15 protein-coding genes and 1 riboswitch are annotated in these 18,778 nt (G+C 65.2%); of the genes, 8 read left to right on the top strand and 7 right to left on the bottom strand.

What is annotated here, in order from left to right; genetic code table 11:
- Window positions 1-49 precede the first annotated feature (49 nt).
- The 4 genes from BW975_RS05605 (at window position 50) to BW975_RS05590 (ending at window position 5,481) form a co-directional block, all read left to right on the top strand.
- Entirely contained in the window at window positions 50-2,014 is a 1,965-nt protein-coding gene (locus BW975_RS05605) for a putative bifunctional diguanylate cyclase/phosphodiesterase (protein WP_170846542.1), read from the top strand.
- A 163-nt stretch (window positions 2,015-2,177) separates the two neighbouring features.
- Complete coding sequence (gene ettA, locus BW975_RS05600) at window positions 2,178-3,827, top strand: energy-dependent translational throttle protein EttA (RefSeq protein ID WP_076531721.1); 1,650 nt, start codon at window positions 2,178-2,180, stop codon at window positions 3,825-3,827.
- A gap of 93 nt (window positions 3,828-3,920) precedes the next feature.
- On the top strand, window positions 3,921-5,153 hold the full coding sequence (locus BW975_RS05595) for a geranylgeranyl reductase family protein (RefSeq protein WP_076531720.1): 1,233 nt from the start codon (window positions 3,921-3,923) through the stop codon (window positions 5,151-5,153).
- Window positions 5,154-5,274: 121 nt separating this feature from the next.
- Window positions 5,275-5,481 carry a cold-shock protein gene (locus tag BW975_RS05590; RefSeq protein ID WP_076531718.1) on the top strand — a complete coding sequence of 69 codons (207 nt, stop codon included), beginning with the start codon at window positions 5,275-5,277 and terminating at the stop codon, window positions 5,479-5,481.
- A 77-nt stretch (window positions 5,482-5,558) separates the two neighbouring features.
- Here the strand turns inward: BW975_RS05590 and BW975_RS05585 are convergent, their stop codons facing one another.
- Complete coding sequence (locus BW975_RS05585) at window positions 5,559-6,308, bottom strand: arylesterase (protein WP_244512511.1); 750 nt, start codon at window positions 6,306-6,308, stop codon at window positions 5,559-5,561.
- Here BW975_RS05585 and BW975_RS05580 point away from each other — a divergent pair.
- Together BW975_RS05580 and BW975_RS05575 are read left to right on the top strand one after the other, a co-directional pair.
- A complete protein-coding gene (locus BW975_RS05580; RefSeq protein WP_076531716.1) occupies window positions 6,307-6,975 on the top strand; it encodes an ABC transporter ATP-binding protein in 669 nt (222 codons plus the stop codon). The genes BW975_RS05585 and BW975_RS05580 overlap by 2 nt on opposite strands.
- Window positions 6,972-9,482, top strand: coding sequence for an ABC transporter permease (locus BW975_RS05575; RefSeq protein ID WP_076531715.1), 2,511 nt, complete (start codon window positions 6,972-6,974; stop codon window positions 9,480-9,482). The genes BW975_RS05580 and BW975_RS05575 overlap by 4 nt, the downstream gene beginning before the upstream one ends.
- A 60-nt stretch (window positions 9,483-9,542) precedes the next feature.
- Here BW975_RS05575 and gcvP read toward each other — a convergent pair whose 3' ends face one another.
- The 3 genes from gcvP to gcvT all read right to left on the bottom strand — a co-directional run bounded on the left by gcvP (window position 9,543) and on the right by gcvT (window position 14,009).
- Window positions 9,543-12,392 carry an aminomethyl-transferring glycine dehydrogenase gene (gene gcvP / locus BW975_RS05570; protein ID WP_076531712.1) on the bottom strand — a complete coding sequence of 950 codons (2,850 nt, stop codon included), beginning with the start codon at window positions 12,390-12,392 and terminating at the stop codon, window positions 9,543-9,545.
- A gap of 110 nt (window positions 12,393-12,502) precedes the next feature.
- Window positions 12,503-12,862 carry a glycine cleavage system protein GcvH gene (gene gcvH, locus BW975_RS05565; protein WP_076531710.1) on the bottom strand — a complete coding sequence of 120 codons (360 nt, stop codon included), beginning with the start codon at window positions 12,860-12,862 and terminating at the stop codon, window positions 12,503-12,505.
- A 22-nt stretch (window positions 12,863-12,884) separates the two neighbouring features.
- Complete coding sequence (gene gcvT / locus BW975_RS05560; RefSeq protein ID WP_076531708.1) at window positions 12,885-14,009, bottom strand: glycine cleavage system aminomethyltransferase GcvT; 1,125 nt, start codon at window positions 14,007-14,009, stop codon at window positions 12,885-12,887.
- A gap of 180 nt (window positions 14,010-14,189) precedes the next feature.
- Window positions 14,190-14,276: riboswitch (glycine riboswitch) on the bottom strand.
- A 107-nt stretch (window positions 14,277-14,383) separates the two neighbouring features.
- Between gcvT and BW975_RS05555 the strand changes: the two genes are divergently transcribed.
- On the top strand, window positions 14,384-14,965 hold the full coding sequence (locus BW975_RS05555; protein ID WP_076531707.1) for a gamma-glutamylcyclotransferase family protein: 582 nt from the start codon (window positions 14,384-14,386) through the stop codon (window positions 14,963-14,965).
- Between the two features lie 239 nt (window positions 14,966-15,204).
- Here the strand turns inward: BW975_RS05555 and gltX are convergent, their stop codons facing one another.
- The 3 genes from gltX to parA all read right to left on the bottom strand — a co-directional run bounded on the left by gltX (window position 15,205) and on the right by parA (window position 18,045).
- Window positions 15,205-16,530 carry a glutamate--tRNA ligase gene (gene gltX, locus BW975_RS05550; RefSeq protein ID WP_076531705.1) on the bottom strand — a complete coding sequence of 442 codons (1,326 nt, stop codon included), beginning with the start codon at window positions 16,528-16,530 and terminating at the stop codon, window positions 15,205-15,207.
- A 79-nt stretch (window positions 16,531-16,609) separates the two neighbouring features.
- Window positions 16,610-17,308, bottom strand: coding sequence for an NYN domain-containing protein (locus BW975_RS05545; protein WP_076531704.1), 699 nt, complete (start codon window positions 17,306-17,308; stop codon window positions 16,610-16,612).
- A 101-nt stretch (window positions 17,309-17,409) separates the two neighbouring features.
- Window positions 17,410-18,045 (bottom strand): ParA family partition ATPase, encoded by a 636-nt coding sequence (parA, locus tag BW975_RS05540; RefSeq protein WP_076531702.1) that lies wholly within the window; start codon window positions 18,043-18,045, stop codon window positions 17,410-17,412.
- A 155-nt stretch (window positions 18,046-18,200) separates the two neighbouring features.
- Between parA and BW975_RS05535 the strand changes: the two genes are divergently transcribed.
- Window positions 18,201-18,776, top strand: coding sequence for a hypothetical protein (locus BW975_RS05535; protein ID WP_076531700.1), 576 nt, complete (start codon window positions 18,201-18,203; stop codon window positions 18,774-18,776).
- Window positions 18,777-18,778 lie beyond the last annotated feature (2 nt).

Here is an 18,778-nt window from a genome sequence, read left to right as displayed (position 1 = left end):
ACGGCGCTGAGGGCAAGGTCATCCGCGGATGCAACAGGTAGGTGACGGCGTGAGCCCCGGCAGACAGGACCATGATGATGCGCGCGGCCAATCTTGCCGCGCTGCGGTGTCGGGCCACGCGGACGCGCGGGGTGGCGGGGCTGCGCACGAGGAGGCCGGCCGCTGGTCCGAGCCATGGCTGAGCCAGCTCATCCTTGACCACGCGCGCGACGGAATTGCGGTGCTGGACATGGCCGGGCGGATGCGCTGGATGAACCCGGCGCTGGAGCGGATGCTGGGCTGGAGCCTGGCCGAGATGCGCGGGCGCAATCCGTCCGAGATGATCATGCCGCCCGAGACGCGCCCCGCGCCCGAGGCGCTGGCACGGTTTCGCTATGCGCCCGGCAGCCCGATATTCGACACGTACCGCGTCACGCGACACATGCGGCGCGACGGCAGCCGCTTTTGGAATCAGCAAAGCCACGCACTGATAGATCTGGGCCCCTCCGACTCGGAAAAGATGGTGGTGGTCACTTGCCGCGACATCTCGACCGAGATCGAGGTGCAGACGGATTTGCGCAGGGTGAAGGACGATCTGGAGCATGCGGCCCATCACGACGACCTGACCGGCCTCGGCAACCGCAAGAAACTGTCGCAGTTCCTGGCCTCGGGTACCGCACGCGACAGCCTGCGCAGGGGCTGCATGGGCGTGCTGCAACTGGACATGGACCGCTTCAAGGAGATCAACGACACGCTGGGCCATGACGCAGGCGATGCGGTGCTGCGCCATGTCGCTGCCGCCCTTCGCGAGGCGGCGGGCGAAGACGATCTGGCCTGCCGGATGGGTGGCGACGAGTTTGTGCTGATCTGTCCCGATATTGGCAGTCGCAGCAGCCTTGTGCGCCGCGCCGAGGCGATTCTGACGGGGGCCAGCCGCCCGCTGCGCTGGCGCGACCAGACCATCATGCCGGGTATCTCGATCGGCGCCAGCATGCCTGGCCACGAGGGGTCCGGATCCAGCACCGATGGAATGGAAACGCCCGCAACGCTGGATGGGGAGACCTTGATCCGGCAGGCCGATCAGGCCCTCTACAGCGCCAAGGAGGCAGGCCGGGGGCGCGCCATCCTCTACACGCCCGAATTGGGGCGGCGGCACCGGGACGAACAGCAGATCAGCCGCGATCTGAGCGCAGCGGTCGAGCACGAGCAGCTTTGTGTCCACCTTCAGCCCATCGCGCATCTGGGCACGAACCGCATCACCGGATGCGAAGCGTTGCTGCGCTGGCGCCATCCCACGCGCGGTTTGCTGCACCCGGCCACATTTTTGCCGGCCGCGCATCAGACCCAGCTTTTGAGCGAGATCGATTATCTGGCGATGAACGCCGCGCTGGATGCGCTGGCCGATCTGCACGCGCAGGGCTTTGCGGATCTGGGCATGTCGCTCAACGTGTCCAGCTCGATCCTGGTCGATGCGGATTACCCCGCGCTGCTCGATTGGGCGCTTCAGTCGCGCGATCTGCCTGCGCACGCCATCTGCATAGAGGTACTGGAGACGGCGATGATGATGGGCGGCGCGCTGGATGTGACGGGCGCCATCACCCGCCTGCGCGCGCTGGGCGTCCGCGTGGCGCTGGATGATTTCGGGTCGGGCTATGCCGGACTTACGCATATGTCCTCGGTCGAGATCGACGCGATCAAGCTGGACCGCACCATGGTCTGCCGGCTCGGACGCGACCCGCGGGCGCGGGTCGTCACGCGCGCAATCATTCGTCTTTGCGCCGTGCTCGGGATGGATGTGATTGCGTCAGGGGTCGAAACACAGACCCAGGTGGAGGTACTGCGCCGTGCGAAATGTCCTCAGGTTCAGGGCTTTGGCCTCGCGCGGCCCATGGACCCGTCCGCGATGGTGGAATGGCTGCGCGCAAGGGCATCGTTGGACGGGCCGCTGGTCCTGCCCGACACGCCAAACGGAGCCGACACAGATGTCGACGACCCTGCTGGCAACACGGATGTGGACGGCATCAGCCGGGCCTAGCCCGCGTGACCCCGGCATCGGGTCCGGCGCTGGCATGTCCTTCCCACAGATCCAATTGAATTCGGCGCGCCGGGCGGTTACATGGCCCTTGAACGCATAGCCGGAGCCCGTACCGGCGCCAAATCTCGCACGCCCGCACCCGGTCACAGGAAAGAATAGCATCATGTCAGCCAATAAATACGTCTATCACATGCAAGGCGTCTCCAAAGCCTATCCCGGCGGCAAGAAATGCTTTGAAAACATTCATCTCAGCTTCTTGCCCGGCGTCAAGATCGGCGTCGTCGGCGTCAACGGCTCGGGTAAGTCGACCCTGATGAAGATCATGGCAGGCCTCGACAAGGATTACTCGGGCGAGGCATGGGCCGCCAAGGACGCCACCGTCGGATACCTGCCGCAGGAGCCGCATCTGGACGAAAACCTGACCGTGCGGGAAAACGTCATGCTGGGCGTCGCGGCCAAGAAGGCCAAGCTGGATCGCTTCAACGAGCTGGCGATGAACTATTCCGACGACACCGCCGACGAGATGGCGGCGCTGCAGGACGAGATCGACAGCGACAACCTGTGGGATCTGGACAGCCAGGTCGAGGTCAGCATGGAAGCGCTCGGCTGCCCTCCGGGCGAGTCGACCATCGACGGCCTGTCGGGCGGTGAGCGTCGCCGCGTCGCGCTCTGCAAGCTGCTGCTGGAAGCGCCCGACATGCTGCTGCTGGACGAGCCGACCAACCACCTCGACGCCGAAACGATTGCATGGCTGCAACAGCACCTGATCGACTACAAGGGCACTATCCTGATCGTCACGCACGACCGCTATTTCCTCGACAGCATCACCGGCTGGATCCTCGAGCTGGACCGTGGCCGCGGCATTCCCTACGAGGGCAACTATTCCAGCTGGGTCGAGCAGAAGGCCAAGCGCCTGCTGCAGGAAGCGCGCGAGGACAAGTCCAAGCAAAAGACGCTTGAGCGCGAACTCGAATGGATGCGCCAAGGCGCCAAGGCCCGTCAGGCCAAATCCAAGGCCCGGATCAAATCCTATAACGAACTGGCGGACCAGTCCGAGCGCGAGAAACTGACCAAGGCGCAGATCGTCATCCCGAACGGTCAGCGGCTCGGCTCGAAGGTGATCGAGGTCGAGAACCTCAGCAAATCCTATGGCGGGCGCAAGCTGATCGACAATCTCAGCTTCTCGCTGCCGCCCGGCGGCATCGTGGGCGTGATCGGCCCAAACGGTGCGGGCAAATCGACGCTTTTCAAGATGATCACCGGGCAGGAGCAGCCCGACGAGGGCACGATCGAGCTGGGGACCACCGTCGATCTCAGCTATGTCGACCAGTCGCGCGATGATCTGAAACCCGACGAGAACGTCTGGGAAGCCATCGCCGACGGTCAGGACATCATCAAGCTGGGCGACGCCGAAGTGAACGCGCGCGCCTATTGCGGCGCCTTCAACTTCAAGGGCAGCGACCAGCAAAAGAAGGTCTCTCTCTTGTCGGGCGGTGAGCGGAACCGCGTGCATATGGCCCGTTTGCTGAGGTCCGGCGGCAACGTTCTGCTCCTTGACGAGCCGACGAACGATCTGGACGTCGAGACGCTGCGCGCGCTCGAGGATGCGCTGGTCGATTTCGCGGGCTGCGCCGTCGTCATCAGCCACGACCGCTTCTTCCTCGACAGGATCTGCACGCATATGCTGGCCTTCGAGGGCGACGCGCATGTCGAATGGTTCGAGGGCAACTTCGAGGACTACGAAGAGGACAAGATCCGCCGCATGGGCGATATCGAGCCGTCGAAATCCAAGCACAAGAAGTTCGCGCGCTGACGCGCCGGATTGTGATGCGGAAAAAAGACGCGCAGCCCGGCCCGGCTGCGCGTTTTTCTTTTGCAGGGATCGCAAAGCGCGTAGACGGACCACATGCCGACGCCCACATGCCCTGAACGTCACATCTTCGATATTCTCATCATCGGCGCCGGTCCCGCTGGAACCGCCGCCGCGATAACAGCTGCGCGCGCGGGCCTCAGCACAGCGATCATCGACAAGGCGCGCTTTCCCCGTTCCAAACTCTGCGGCGGACTGATCAGCGGACGCGCCGCCACGCTCTACGCTCAGATTTTCGGCGGCGCACTGGACCCAAACCTTTTTGAGCCGCGCACGCGGATTTCTTTTCACGCAGGCGGCGCGCCTCTGGGCTCAGCAGTAGAAAGTCCGGAAATGTTCCTGTCGATGCGCTGCGATCTGGACGCGCATCTGTTGTCACTGGCCATTGCCGCCGGGGCGGTCGATCTGACCGGCCATCGGATCGAGGCGCTCGAGCTTGAGGGCATCCCGTCCGCGCGACTTGCCGATGGCAGGTGCGTCATGGGCCGGATCCTGATTGGCGCCGACGGCGTCAACAGCATGGTGGCGCGTGCGCTCTATGGGCGGGCCTACAACCCGGCGCGCGTTGGCTTTGCGATGGAGGTTGAGGCCCCGCCCCTGCCCAAGGCCGAGCGCACCACGATCCGCATCGATCTGGGCGCCGCTGACTGGGGCTATGGCTGGCAATTTCCAAAGGCGTCCAGCACGACCATCGGCGTCGGCGGCATCGCATGCGCAAACCCTGATATGCGGGCGCGTCTCACCGACTATCGCCGCGTCTTGGACGAGCAGAGCGTAGTGCCGGTCAAAGGCCATCACCTGCCGTTCGGGGAGGTGCGACACGTGCCGGGGCGCGGCGCGATCCTGCTGGTGGGCGATGCCGCGGGCCTAGTCGATCCGATCACTGGCGAGGGCATCGCCCATGCCATGCAATCGGGCGCCGCCGCCGCAGATGCCGCAAGCGCGGCACTGGCGCGCGGCAACACCGCCGCTGCGCTGCCCGCCTACCGGCGCGCGCTGCGGCCCCTGCACCGATCATTGCGCCTCGCGCGCTGGCTGCGCCCCCTCCTTTACGGGCGGCGCACACGCGCGCCCGTCCTGCGCGCCTTTGCCGCGTCATCGGTTCTCAAGGCGATGTATCTGGACCTTTTGGCCGGGCGGGCCGAATATCCCGCGCTCTGCAGGCGGGCGCTTTGGCGCATGCCCGGTGCGCTTTGGCGGCACAGGCGCGGCGCCGAGACGCAGGCAGAATCCGGCAAGACACTTGCAAAAAGGCGCAAACCGGGGTAAACGACTCGCGCGACGTTACCACTATCGACCAACTGCTCCTTACGGCTCAGGCACTCGATCTTGCACTGACTAGCCGAGCTGCCGCACTGACGCGGGCAGCATAAGACAAGGAGACTACGGTATGGCCACTGGCACCGTGAAATGGTTCAACTCGACAAAAGGCTACGGCTTTATCGCACCCGATGGCGGCGGCAAGGACGTTTTCGTCCACATTTCCGCTGTTGAGCGCGCTGGCCTGACCGGCCTGGCAGACGACCAGAAAGTGACTTTCGACATCGAAGCAGGCCGTGACGGCCGCGAGTCGGCATCGAACATCGTTCTGGCGTAAGCCTTTCGAGACATGTGGTAAATCGGGGCCCCGCGGGGCCCCTTTTTCGTTTCAGCAGAGCATGTTGCGCGCGGCGATCAGTTCTGCACCGCTTCCGCGCGATCCTCCAGCACTCGCTCGATCAATGCTTGCACGCGCGGGCCCATATCGGCCACGACCTTTGCAATGCCCTCGGCGTTGGGATGCGTTCCGTCGCTTTGCAGGTAGGGCACCTGATCGGCATTTTTCTCGGGCAAGGCGCCAAAGAAATCCACCTGCAGCAGCGTGCCGTACTTCTCGGCAAGTTCCGGGTAGATGGCGTTGAACGCCTCGCGGTATTCGGGCCCGTAATTATCCTTGGCGACGAGGCCGACCAGCAGCACCTCAATCTCTTCGTCGGTCGCGCGGGCCAGAATGGTATCCAGATTGGCGCGCGTTTCGGATGGATCCGTCCCGCGCAGCAAGTCATTCCCGCCAAGCTCCAGAACCATCGCGTCGGGCGCATCGCCCAGCGCCCAGTCAAGGCGCCGCACACCACCCGCCGTAGTGCTGCCCGAGACAGAGGAATTCAGAATCCGCACAGGTACGCCCTCCGGCGTGCCGTTCTGCTGTAGCCACGTCGACATCTGCGCCGCAAACCCGTTTTCACGCTTGAGACCGTATCCGGCTGTCAGGCTGTCGCCGAAAAGCATGACACGGACCTCGCCGGGCTGCGCCTCTTGCGTCATGGCGGGGTTGGGCGCGGCCAACAGCAGGGCGATGGCGCCGAGGGCGGCAATCATCGGCTTGCTCCGGGCGCGCGCGGCCCCATATTGCAGGCAAGTTCCAAAAAGCAGGCGCATATTCATGTCATCTCCCATAGTGTCGCTCAAGAATGCTGGTCTAACACTTAGATCCGGCACCGGCGACGTCGACATCCTTCACGAAATCTCGCTGGATGTCGCCGAGGGCGAAACCCTCGCATTGGTCGGCCCGTCCGGTTCGGGCAAATCGTCCCTCTTGATGCTGATGGGCGGGCTTGAGCGCGCGACCTCCGGCACGGTGACTGCATTGGGCGAGGATCTGGGCGCGCTGGGCGAGGATGCGCTGGCGCGGCTGCGGCGCGGGCATATGGGCGTGGTGTTTCAATCCTTCCACCTCATTCCAACCCTGACCGCGCTGGAAAATGTCGCCGTTCCCCTGGAGCTATCGGGCGTGCCCGATGCGGCCGAGCGGGCCGAGGCTCAAATGAAGGCTGTCGGTCTTGCGCACCGGACCGGGCATTACCCCTCGCAGATGTCTGGCGGCGAGCAGCAGCGCACCGCGCTGGCCCGCGCCACCGCGCCCGCTCCGCGTCTCATCCTCGCCGATGAGCCGACGGGCAATCTGGACAGCGCCAGCGGCGGCGCGATCATGGATCTGCTCTTTGATCTGCGTGCGCAACATGGCGCGACGTTGATCATGGTCACACATGACCACGACCTCGCCGCGCGCTGCGACCGGACAGTATCCCTCTCGGACGGGCGTATCGCATGAATTTCAAAGTTGCCGCACGTCTGGCCGGGCGCGAATTGCGCGGCGGTCTGGCCGGATTTCGTATTCTGTTGGGCTGTATCATTCTGGGTGTCGCCGCCATCGCCGCCGTAGGCACGATCCGCGCCAGTATCGAGGCGGGGCTGAGCGAAAAAGGCGCCGAGCTTTTGGGCGGCGATGCCGAGATCGGCCTGACCTACCGTTTTGCCACCGAGGACGAGCGCGCTTGGATGGACGCGCAGGCGGATACGGTGTCCGAGGTCGTCGACTTTCGCTCCATGGCCGTGGTCCGGGACGAGCGGGCACTGACGCAGGTCAAGGCGGTCGATGGCGCCTATCCCCTTCTGGGCGATGTTGGCCTCGATCCGGCCATGCCGCTCGGTGCGGCGCTTGACGGCGAGGGGGAACTGCCGGGCGCCGTCATGGCGCCTGCCCTGATCGCGCGCCTTGCGCTTGAGCCGGGGGATGTGGTTCGCCTTGGCACGCAGGACTTCGTGCTGATGGCTGCGCTGGTGGACGAGCCTGACGGCGCCGCCGCAGGCTTCGCGCTTGGCCCGCGCACATTGGTGCGTACCACGGCGCTGCAGGCGTCGGGCCTCTTGCAGGAGGGAACGCTCTTTTCCACTGACTACCGGCTGAATCTACCAGAGGGCGCCGATCTGGCCGCGCTCAAATCCGAGGCCGAAGAGGCGCTGGGCACCAGCGGAATCGAGTGGCGGGACGCGCGCGAGGGCGCGCCGGGCATCTCTGAATTCGTGAACCGGCTGGGGGCGTTCCTGGTGCTGGTCGGGCTGAGTGGCCTTGCGGTGGGCGGTGTCGGCATATCCTCGGCCGTGCGGGCCTATCTGGCGCGCAAGACGGCCACCATCGCAACCCTGCGCACTTTGGGCGCGGATCGCGGCACGGTGATGGCCACGTATTTTCTGCAAATCGGCGCTCTGGGCGGGCTTGGCCTTGTTCTTGGGATCCTGCTGGGCGCGGGCGTGCCCGTGGCCCTCTCGCCCATCATCGAGGCGCGCCTGCCGGTGCCGGCCCAGTTTGCCTTCTACGCGCGCCCCATGGCCGAGGCGGCAATCTACGGCGCGCTCGCGGTGCTGATCTTCACCATCGCGCCGCTGTCGCGGATCGAGGAGATCCGCGCGGCCAGCCTCTTCCGGGACGGGGGCAGCGATGGGCGCCGCCTGCCCCGCTGGCCGATGCTGGCAGTGATCGGCGCGCTGACGGCGCTTCTCATGCTGGCGGCGGCTGCATTTTCGGGCGATCTGCGCCTGACGCTCTGGACGGCGGGCGGCATCCTTGGTGCGCTGACCCTGCTGTGGCTGGCGGCCTGGGGTGTACAGGCGCTGGCGCGCCTCGCGCGGCCCCTCGGACGGGGGCGCCCGGCCGTCGGCTGGGCACTTGCCGCGATAGGCGGGCCGCGCAGCACGGCAGCACCGACAATGCTCGCGCTGGGCCTTGGCCTCACGGTACTCGCCGCTGTCGGGCAGATCGACGGCACGCTGCGCGGCGCAATCACCGGCAATCTGCCGGACCGCGCGCCGTCCTTCTTCTTTGTCGATCTGCAGGCCGACCAGATGGAGGGCTTTCGGGATTTGACCGAAGCCGATCCCGATGTCAGCCGTGTCGACAGCGCGCCGATGCTGCGCGGGATGATCACGGCCATCAATGGCCGCGATCCCAGCGAGGTCAGCGAGTCGCACTGGGTGCTGGATGGGGATCGCGGCCTCAGCTATGCCGCCGCCTCCCCCGATCCCGTCACCAAAGGCACCTTCTGGCCCGAGGATTACAACGGACCGCCTCAGATCAGCTTTGCCGAAGAAGAGGCGATGGAGCTGGGCCTTGATCTGGGCGACGAGATCACCGTCAACATCCTCGGCCGCGACATCACCGCCCCCATCACCAGCCTGCGCGAGGTCGATTTTTCGACCGCTGGCATCGGCTTCATCATGGTGATGAACCCCGGCGCCCTGATGGGCGCGCCCCATAGCGTGATCGCCACGGTCTATGCCGACGCAGGCGCCGAGGCCCGTCTGTTGCGCGAGGTGTCGAACACCTATCCCAACGTCACCGGCATCCCCGTCAAGGAGGCAATCGACCGGGTGGCCGAACTGCTCAAGGGGCTTGCGGCGGCCACCTCGTGGGGCGCGTCCGCAACGCTTCTGACCGGGTTTCTGGTGCTGATCGGCGCGGCGGCGGCGGATCAGAACGCCCGCGTCTTCGAGGCGGCGGTTCTGAAAACGCTGGGTGCCTCGCGGACGCGCATCCTGGCCAGCCTTGCGCTGCGCGCGATCCTCCTGGGCGCCGCTGCGGGGGCCGTGGCCCTTGGCGCCGGTGCGCTGGGTGGGTGGGCCGTCAGCCATTTCGTGATGGAAGTGGAGTACCGCATCCTCTGGCCATCGGCGCTGATCATCATCGGCGCGGGTGTTTTGGTGACGCTGCTCACGGCGCTGGCCTTTGCGCTGCGCCCCCTGGGCGCGCGTCCGGCCCAGGTGCTGCGCGCCCGCGAATAGGCGGTCATGAAAAAAGCGGGCCGCAATCGGCCCGCTTTTCCCTCTCATTTCCGATGCTGCCTATTCGGCGGCTTCGGCATATTCCTCCATCGGCGGGCAGGTGCAGACGAGGTTCCGGTCGCCATAGACGTTGTCGACGCGGTTGACCGACGGCCAGTACTTGTCGACCCGGAACGCCCCCGCCGGGAAGCAGCCCTGCTCGCGGCTGTAGGGGCGATCCCAGTCGCGCACGAGGTCTTCCATCGTATGCGGCGCGTTCTTGAGCGGGTTATTCTCGCCGTCGATCTTGCCGTCCTCGATGTCGCGGATCTCGTCGCGGATCGCCAGCATCGCGTCGCAGAAGCGGTCCAGTTCGGCCTTGGTCTCGCTCTCGGTCGGCTCGACCATCAGCGTGCCGGCGACCGGCCAGCTCATCGTCGGGGCGTGGAAGCCACAATCGATGAGGCGCTTGGCGATATCGTCCACCGTTACATGCGCACCTTCGGCAAAGGGCCGCGTGTCGAGGATGCATTCATGCGCCACGCGCCCATTTTGACCCTTGTAGAGCACGTCATACGCGCCCTCCAGCCGCTTAGCTATGTAGTTGGCGTTGAGGATTGCCACCCGCGTCGCCTGCGTCAGACCCTCACCGCCCATCATCAGGATATAGGCCCAGCTGATCGGCAAAAGCGAGGGCGAGCCGAAGGGCGCCGCAGACACCGGCCCCTCGGTGCCGCCGGTATGCGGATGGCCGGGCAGATGGGGGATCAGGTGTTCCTTGACGCCGATCGGCCCCATGCCGGGACCACCGCCGCCATGCGGGATGCAGAACGTCTTGTGCAAGTTGAGGTGGCTCACGTCGCCGCCCAGATCGCCGGGGCGCGACAGGCCCACCATAGCGTTCATGTTGGCCCCGTCGATATAGACCTGACCACCATGCTCGTGCGTGATGCGGCAGACCTCGATCACCGTCTCCTCGAACACGCCATGCGTGCTGGGATAGGTGATCATGCAGCCGGCCAGCGTCTCGCTATACTTGTCGGCCTTGGCGCGGAAATCCTCCAGATCGATATCGCCGCGATCGTCGCATTTGACGGGCACAACCTTCCAGCCGACCATCTGCGCGCTGGCGGGATTGGTGCCATGTGCGTTGTTCGGGATGAGGCACACGTTGCGATCGTTATCGCCATTCGCGCGGTGATAGGCGGCAATGCTCAAAAGGCCTGCATATTCCCCCTGCGCGCCCGAGTTGGGCTGCATCGAGATCGCGTCATAGCCGGTGATGTCGCACAGCTTGGCGCTCAGATCGTCGATCAGCTCATGATAGCCTTCCGCCTGATCCTTGGGGACAAACGGATGGATACGGCTGAATTCGCGCCAGCTGACCGGCATCATCTCGGCCGCCGAGTTCAACTTCATCGTGCAGGACCCCAGCGGGATCATCGCGCGGTCCAATGCCAGATCGCGGTCCGCAAGGCGACGCATGTAACGCATCATTTCCGTCTCGGCCCGGTTCATGTGAAAGACCGGGTGCGTCAGGTAATCGGACGTGCGATGCATGTTGTCGGGCACACGGTATTCGGGCGTGAAATCGTCGTCATGATCGGTGATACCAAAGGCGCGCCAGACGCTCTCGATATTCTCGGGGCGCGTGCATTCGTCCAAGGAGATGCCCACACGCGTCTCGCCCACACGGCGCAGGTTGATGCCCTCATCGACCGCCGACTTCATCACCGCCGATTGCAGCGGTCCCACATCCACGGTGATCGTGTCGAAAAACGCCTTGGGATCGACGGCAAAGCCCGCCGCCTCCAGCCCCTTGGCAAGGCGAACCGTCTTGCGGTGGATGCGCTGCGCGATGGCCTTGAGGCCCTTCGGCCCGTGGAACACCGCATACATCGACGCCATGACAGCGAGCAGCGCCTGCGCCGTGCAGACGTTGCTGGTGGCTTTCTCACGGCGAATATGCTGTTCGCGCGTCTGGAGCGACAGGCGATAGGCGCGGTTGCCGTGGCTGTCGATCGAGACGCCCACGATCCGGCCCGGCATCGCGCGCTTGTAATCGTCGCGGCAGGCCATGTAGGCCGCGTGCGGGCCGCCATAACCCAAAGGTACACCGAAGCGCTGGGTCGAGCCTACGGCGATATCGGCATCCATCGCGCCCGGCTCTTTCAGCAGGGTCAGGGCCAGCGGATCGGCCGAGACGATGCCGATCGCGCCATGCTTGTGCAGCTCGGCGATGTGATCGGTGAAATCGCGCACATGACCGTAAGTGCCAGGATACTGGAAGAGCGCGCCAAAGACCTTGTCCGCCTCCATCTTGTCCGGATTACCGACGATCACCTCGATCCCCAGCGGCGCCGCGCGGGTCTGGACCAGCGCGATGTTCTGTGGATGGCAGTCGCGATCGACGAAAAACGCCTTGGCCTTCGATTTGGCCACGCGCTGCGCAGTGGTCATCGCCTCGGCGCAGGCCGTCGCCTCGTCCAGCAGCGAGGCGTTCGCGATCTCGAGGCCGGTCAGGTCGGAAATCATCGTCTGGAAGTTCAAGAGCGCCTCAAGGCGACCCTGCGAAATCTCGGGCTGATAGGGCGTGTAGGCCGTGTACCAGGCGGGGTTCTCAAAGATGTTGCGCTGGATCGCGGGCGGCGTGACCGTGCCATGATAGCCCTGCCCGATCAGGCTCACCAGAACCTTGTTCTTGCCCGCCACGCGCCGCATGTGATGGAGAAGCTCGCGCTCGGACTTGGCCTTGCCGAAATCCAGCGGCTCCTTCTGGCGGATCGCCTTCGGCACCGTCTCGTCGATCAGCGCATCGAGGCTATCCGCCCCCAGCACCTTCAGCATCTCGGCCATTTCCTCGGGCGAGGGGCCGATATGGCGCCGGTTGGCGAAATCATAGGGCAGATAGTCGGTGGGCTCGAACGCCATGTCACACTCCATCATTGAGGATGCCAGGCAGGGCAACCGCGCGCCCCGCCCGTCTTTCATTGTTCCGCAAATACTCCCGCCGGAGGCGTCCCCCAGCGGGCCAAGGGCGCCTAGCCGATGAATTTCTTGTAGGCGGCCTCGTCCATCATGTCATCGAGCTGGCTCATGTCGTCCGTCTTGATCTTGAAGAACCAGCCGTCGCCGATGGCGTCGTCGTTCACGGTGCTGGGCGCGTCGGCGAGCGTTTCGTTCACCTCGATAATCTCGCCATCGATGGGCGCGAGGATGTCACTTGCGGCCTTGACGCTTTCGATCACGACCACCTCGTCATCCTTGGCCACTTCGGTGCCAACCTCGGGCAGTTCGATAAAGACGATATCGCCCAGCTGCTCGGCCGCATGCTCGGTGATGCCGACCACAATGCCGTCATCCTCGACGCGCAGCCATTCATGTTCTTCGGTGTATTTCATGTTCGGATCTCTCCCTTGGAAGTCAGCGTTTGAAATTGGCGGGTGTGAAAGGCAGCGCCGTGACAGTCGCGGCCATGCGCTTGCCCCGGACGTCTCCATATACCGTCGTCCCCGAGCCTGCCAGATTGGTCGGCACGTAGCCCATCGACATCGGTCCTTCGATCGTCGGTCCGAAGGCGCCCGATGTGATCTGGCCGATCGCCTCACCGCCTTCTTCACTTTCGTACAGCGCGGTACCCTCGCGCATCGGCGCGCGGCCTTCGGGGCGCAGGCCGACGCGGCGCCGCGCCGCGCCATCCCGCAGTTGCGGCAGGATTACGTCCGCGCCGGGAAATCCGCCCTCGCGGTCCCCGCCGCTGCGGCGCACCTTCTGAATAGCCCAGCCGAGGCTGGCCTCGACAGGGGTGGTGCCGCTGTCGATGTCATGGCCATAAAGGCAAAGCCCCGCCTCGAGACGCAAGCTGTCGCGCGCGCCCAGGCCGATAGGCTCGACCGCCTCCTGATCGAGCAGCGCGCGGGCGAAGGCCTCGGCTTGGCCTTCCTCGACCGAAATCTCGTAGCCATCCTCGCCCGTGTAGCCCGAGCGCGAGAGCCACAGCTCGCCCCAGTCCGAGTCCAGCTTGGCGATGTCCATGAAGCGCATGCCCGCGGCGCCCGGCGCGACAGCCTCGAGCGCCAGCGCCGCCGCCGGTCCCTGCAGCGCCAGGAGTGCGCGCTCGGCCACTGGCAGCACGTCGCATCCGGGCATGCCCTTGGTCATGCGCTCTATATCGGCCTCCTTGCAGGCGGCGTTGACGACGACGAAGAGATCCTCCCCCCGGCGCGCCACCATCAGATCGTCCTCGATCCCGCCCTGATCGTTGGTGAACATCGCATATCGTTGGCGCCCATCGGCAAGGCCCGCCACATCAACGGGCACAAGGCGCTCCATCGCGCCCGCCACCTCGGCATAACCGCCCGGCGCACGGATGATGACCTGGCCCATATGACTGACATCAAACAGACCGGCATGCGCGCGGCAGTGCAGATGCTCCTTCATCACGCCCATCGGATATTGCACGGGCATCTCATAGCCCGCAAAAGGCACCATCTTGGCCCCCAACTCGCGATGCAGCGCGTTCAGCACCGTCACCTTCAGATCGCTCATACCGGCCCTCCTGCCATGGCTGCCGGGTCGATTCGGGAAATCAACTGCGGCATCGCAAAGGCGCAAATACCTGAAAAACAGGATGCGCCACGATGCCCCCTCTGTCCTTTCGCCTGAGATCGCTATCCCTTCGGCGCCCTTGTCCGGGGCGGGCCCGAACGCGGATCTCTCCAGAGTCTGTCGATCGAAAAGGTCCTGTCGCCTGAGAGTTTCCGGGGCGGTTGCTCCTTCGGCACCGGCTGCTGCCAGTTCTCCCGATTCAATCAAGGTGGACGGTAGTATACCGGCCCTCGCGCGGCAAGGGTTTTTGCGCGTGCTGCGCGGGGACATCTCCGCCCGTTGCGCTCGGCGTCGGCCTGAGGCAGAAAAGCGGTATGGAGACCGCACCGCACGCTTATTTCTTTGGGTATGGCAGCCTCGTCAATCGGGGCACGCATGACTTCACGGCGGCGCATCCCGCTCGGCTGAAAGGCTGGCGGCGGCGCTGGCGGCCCACCAATCTGCGCGAGGTGGCGTTCCTGTCGGTCGTCGAGGACACCGGCACCATTATCGACGGTCTGATCGCGCCGGTGCCCGATGCGGATTGGCATGCGCTCGATCTGCGCGAGGGGGCCTATGACCGCGTTCCGGCCGAGCATATGGTCGAGCATCCCCTGCCCCACCGCCCGCAGATCGCCGTCTATGCGGTACCCGGGTACGGCACGCGCGCGGCAGTGGAGGAGCGCGGGTATCACCTGCTGCTGAGCTATATCGACGTCGTGATCCAAGGCTATTTGCGCGAATTCGGCCCTGCCGGCGCGCAGCATTTCTTCGACACGACCGATGGCTGGGAGGTGGACGTCATCGACGACCGCGCCGCGCCACGGTATCCGCGCGCCTGCACGTTGACGCAAGGCGAGACGGATGTGGTCGATGCGGGGCTGGCGAGCTTGCCGGTGCGGATGAAGCGGGCTTAGAGGGTTTTGGCGTCAATCTCGCCAGACCAAGCTATTCGCGTGGTGATGCTTTCGTCCGAATAGCGCCGAAGGCGCCGGACGAGCGCCTGCCCGTCCCGGCGGGCTGGCGCTTTGGCAAGGGAGCGCAACCACGGGACTGACGCAATGACCTTGCCAGCATGAATCGCTCGGAAGCTGTGGTGCGGCGCCATCCCACGGGCAGGCGCTCGTCCGGCTCCGGTTTCGGGTTTGATCGCCCCTCACCCCCGCGCGCGGATCACTTGCAAAAGTGGCAGAACCTGTGCCATCTCCGGCCCGTGCGCCTGACCTGTCAGCGCCTTGCGCAGCGGCATGAAGAGGCCCTTGCCCTTGCGCCCGGTCTCTTCCTTGACGGCGGTGGTCCAGGTGCCCCAGCTGGTCTCGTCCAACGGGCCTTCGGGCAGCAGGGTCATCGCAACGGCGATGAACTCGGCATCCTCATCGTCGATCACAGGCTCGGCCCCGTCGCGGAACATCGTCCACCAGGCATCGAGATCGCCCAGAGTGGTGATGTTGTCGCGCGTCACCTGCCAGAAGAGCGGCGCCACATCCTCGGGCACACCCAGCTCGGCGATGCGGTCCTTGACCGACGCATAATCGAGCCCTTGCAGGTAATGCGCGGTCAGCGGGTAGAGATCATTCACGTCGAATTTCGTCGGCGCCGAGCCGAAGCGCGAGATGTCGAAGCCATCGAGCAGGCTTTGCATATCCGTGCGCAGCTCGATCGGGTCAGCCGAGCCGAGACGCGCCATGAGGCTCAGCAGCGCTGCGGGCTGGATGCCCGCCGCGCGCAAATCGCGCAAGCTGAGCGTGCCGAGGCGTTTCGATAGCGATTCGCCCTGCGGGCCGGTCAGCAGCGAGTGATGCGCAAAGTTCGGGACATGACCGCCCAGCGCCTCGATGATCTGGATCTGGGTCGCGGTGTTGGTCACATGGTCCGAGCCGCGCACGATATCCGTCACGCCCATCTCGGTATCGTCGACGACCGAGGCGAGCGTATAGAGCACCTGACCGTCGCCGCGGATCAGAACCGGATCACTGACCGACGCCGCGTCGATGCTGATCGGCCCAAGGATGCCGTCGGCCCACTCAATCCGCTCCTGATGCAGCTTGAAACGCCAGACGCCGGGGCCGCGCTCGGCGCGCAGACGGTCCTTCTCGGCCTCGTCCAGCGCCAGCGCCGCGCGGTCGTAAACCGGCGGGCGGCCCATGTTCAGCTGCTTTTTGCGCTTGAGATCGAGTTCGGTCGGAGTCTCGAACGCCTCGTAGAACCGTCCCATCTCGCGCAGTTTGTCTGCGGCCTCGTGATAGCGGTCCAGGCGCTCGGACTGGCGCTCGACCCGGTCCCAGGTCAGGCCCAGCCATTCGAGGTCGTATTTCAGACCGTCGACATATTCCTCTTTGGAGCGCACGGGATCGGTATCGTCGATGCGCAGGATGAAGGTGCCGCCCGCCTTGCGCGCGATAAGCCAGTTCATCAGCGCGGTGCGCAGATTGCCGACATGGATATAGCCGGTGGGCGATGGGGCGAAACGGGTGATGGTCATTGGCGGCGCTCCTTGGGTGGCGCAGGATGTGTCACAGGGGGCGGCGCTTGTCCAGATTGGGCCGGCCGGGCGGCGCGCCTCAATCCATCCGGCGCACCATCAGCTGATTGCCCTCGCGCCGCGTTTCCAGCACCTTGATGGCGGCAATGAGATCGCTCAGCTTCTTGTGGCCGTAGCTGCGCGTGTCGAAATCGGGGTTGGCGGTAGTGATCTGCTGACCCAGACGGCCCAGCGCATACCAGTCGCTGTCCTGATCGATGCTGTCCATCGCCTTGAACAGCAGGTCGCGGGCCTCGTTGATGTTCTGCCCAGATGGCTTGCTGGGCGCATCCTCGGGCGCGCCGCCGAGGTTTTCGAGGTAGATGAACCGCTTGCATGCCTGCCGGAACGCCTCGGGCGTCTTCTTGGCGCCGATGCCGAACACATCCAGCCCCTGTTCGCGGATGCGGCTAGCCAGACGGGTGAAATCGCTGTCCGACGAGACCAGCACAAAGCCGTCGAAGCGGCCCGAATGCATCAGGTCCATCGCATCGATGACCAGCGCGATGTCGCTGGCGTTCTTGCCCACGGTATTGGCCGGCTGGTGATGCGGCACGAGGCCGAACTCGGCCTGCACCTTGTTCCAGCCGCTCATCTGCTGGGACGAAAAATCGCCGTAGCAGCGGCGCACCGAGGCCTCGCCGATACCGGCGATCTCGTCGAAGATCGCCTTGGTCCATTTGGGCGATGTGTTGTCCGCGTCGATGAGGACGGCGAGAAGAGGGGTGCTGTCGCGCATGGGTGTCTCCTTTGTCGCCTTACATGCCCTATCCGCGGGCGCGGCGAAAGCGGCACGGCAGGATTGAGTATTTTTAGAACAATGAAAGCCGCGCGCGGCGCCTAGCGGCCAAGATGCGCAAGGATTTCGGCGGTAAGCGCCGCCACCTCGGCGGCGGCGGGACCTTTGGGCGCGGTGTCGCGCACGCCCTGCCCGCGGCCCAGCGTCTCGGCATAGGCGATGCGATTGGCCAGAACGGCGGTTGCGAGCGCGGCATCGACCTTGGCCGCTTCCTCGGCGATTTCGGCGCCAAGACGGGTGCCCGCGCGGGTGCGGTTGAGGACGATCATCGCGGGTGTATCGGCGCGGCGCGCAAGGTCCAGCACGCTTTCGGTGGCCCAGAGATCGACATGGCTGGTGGCAACGGGCACCAGCACCAGATCAGCCTTGCGCAGCGCCGGGCGCAAATCGCTGTCGGCCTTGGGGGGCGTGTCGACCAGCACGAAGTCATGCGCATCGGCGAGTTTGCCCGCCTCGTAATCGACCCCCCAGGCGGAGGAGGTCGAGAATTCCAGTCCCGCATCGCCCGATGCCTCGCGCCGGGTCATGAACCAGCGCCCAAGGCTGCCTTGCGGGTCGGTGTCGATAATCGCCACCTTGTAGCCGCGCGCCACCAATTCGACCGCCAGGTTTGCCGTCAGCGTTGTCTTGCCGCTGCCGCCCTTTTGCTGTGCCACCGTAAGTACCGTGCCGGTCATACCTGCCTCCGCGATTGTCGCTGCGTCGCAGCATATCGCGAAAATGCGCCGAACGCACTAGGGGATGTGCGAAGGCCGAAAGCGGGGGCTGGCCATGACCATGCGCCACCGCTATTTTCACCGCAAAAGAGACGGCGCAAACGAGCGAGGCAGCGATGACGACACGTCGGGCAATGATCCTGGGGCTGGGCGCGACGACGCTCCTGTCCGCTTGCGGCGGCGCCCCCGCGCGGATCGGCACCCAAAACGGACCCGAGAGTCTGGAGGCCGCTCTTATGGCACTGGGGCCGAATGTGGACCCGGCCGAGGCGGCGCGGGCCGCGCGCCTGGCCTATTCGGTGTCATCGGATCTGGCGCGCGAATACGAGATCGTCGATCCCCCGCTCGTGCATAACGCCAAGGTCAATGTCGGTTTGAAAGAGCGCGGCCTCTGCTATCACTGGGCACGCGATATCCAGACCCGCATGACCCACGCCCGTTTCGCCACGCTGCAGTTCAATCGGCTGGTGGCCAATGCCGACAATCCATTCCTTCTGGAGCACTCGACCGCCGTCGTTTACGCGCGCGGCGCCGATTGGCGCACGGGCATCGTGCTGGATCCGTGGCGCACGGGCGGCACGCTGCATTGGGACCACGTGCGCAGCGATACCAAGTATAATTGGAAGCTGCGGGCCGATGTGCCCGTACGCAAGCGCGGCGCGGGCGTGACATTGACCCGCGCCGATGGCTGACG

Source organism: Roseovarius nanhaiticus (assembly GCF_900156535.1).
GTDB lineage: Bacteria > Pseudomonadota > Alphaproteobacteria > Rhodobacterales > Rhodobacteraceae > Roseovarius > Roseovarius nanhaiticus.
The sequence above is the reverse complement of the archived record's forward strand: the minus strand, read 5'-3'. Positions and strand labels throughout refer to the sequence as shown.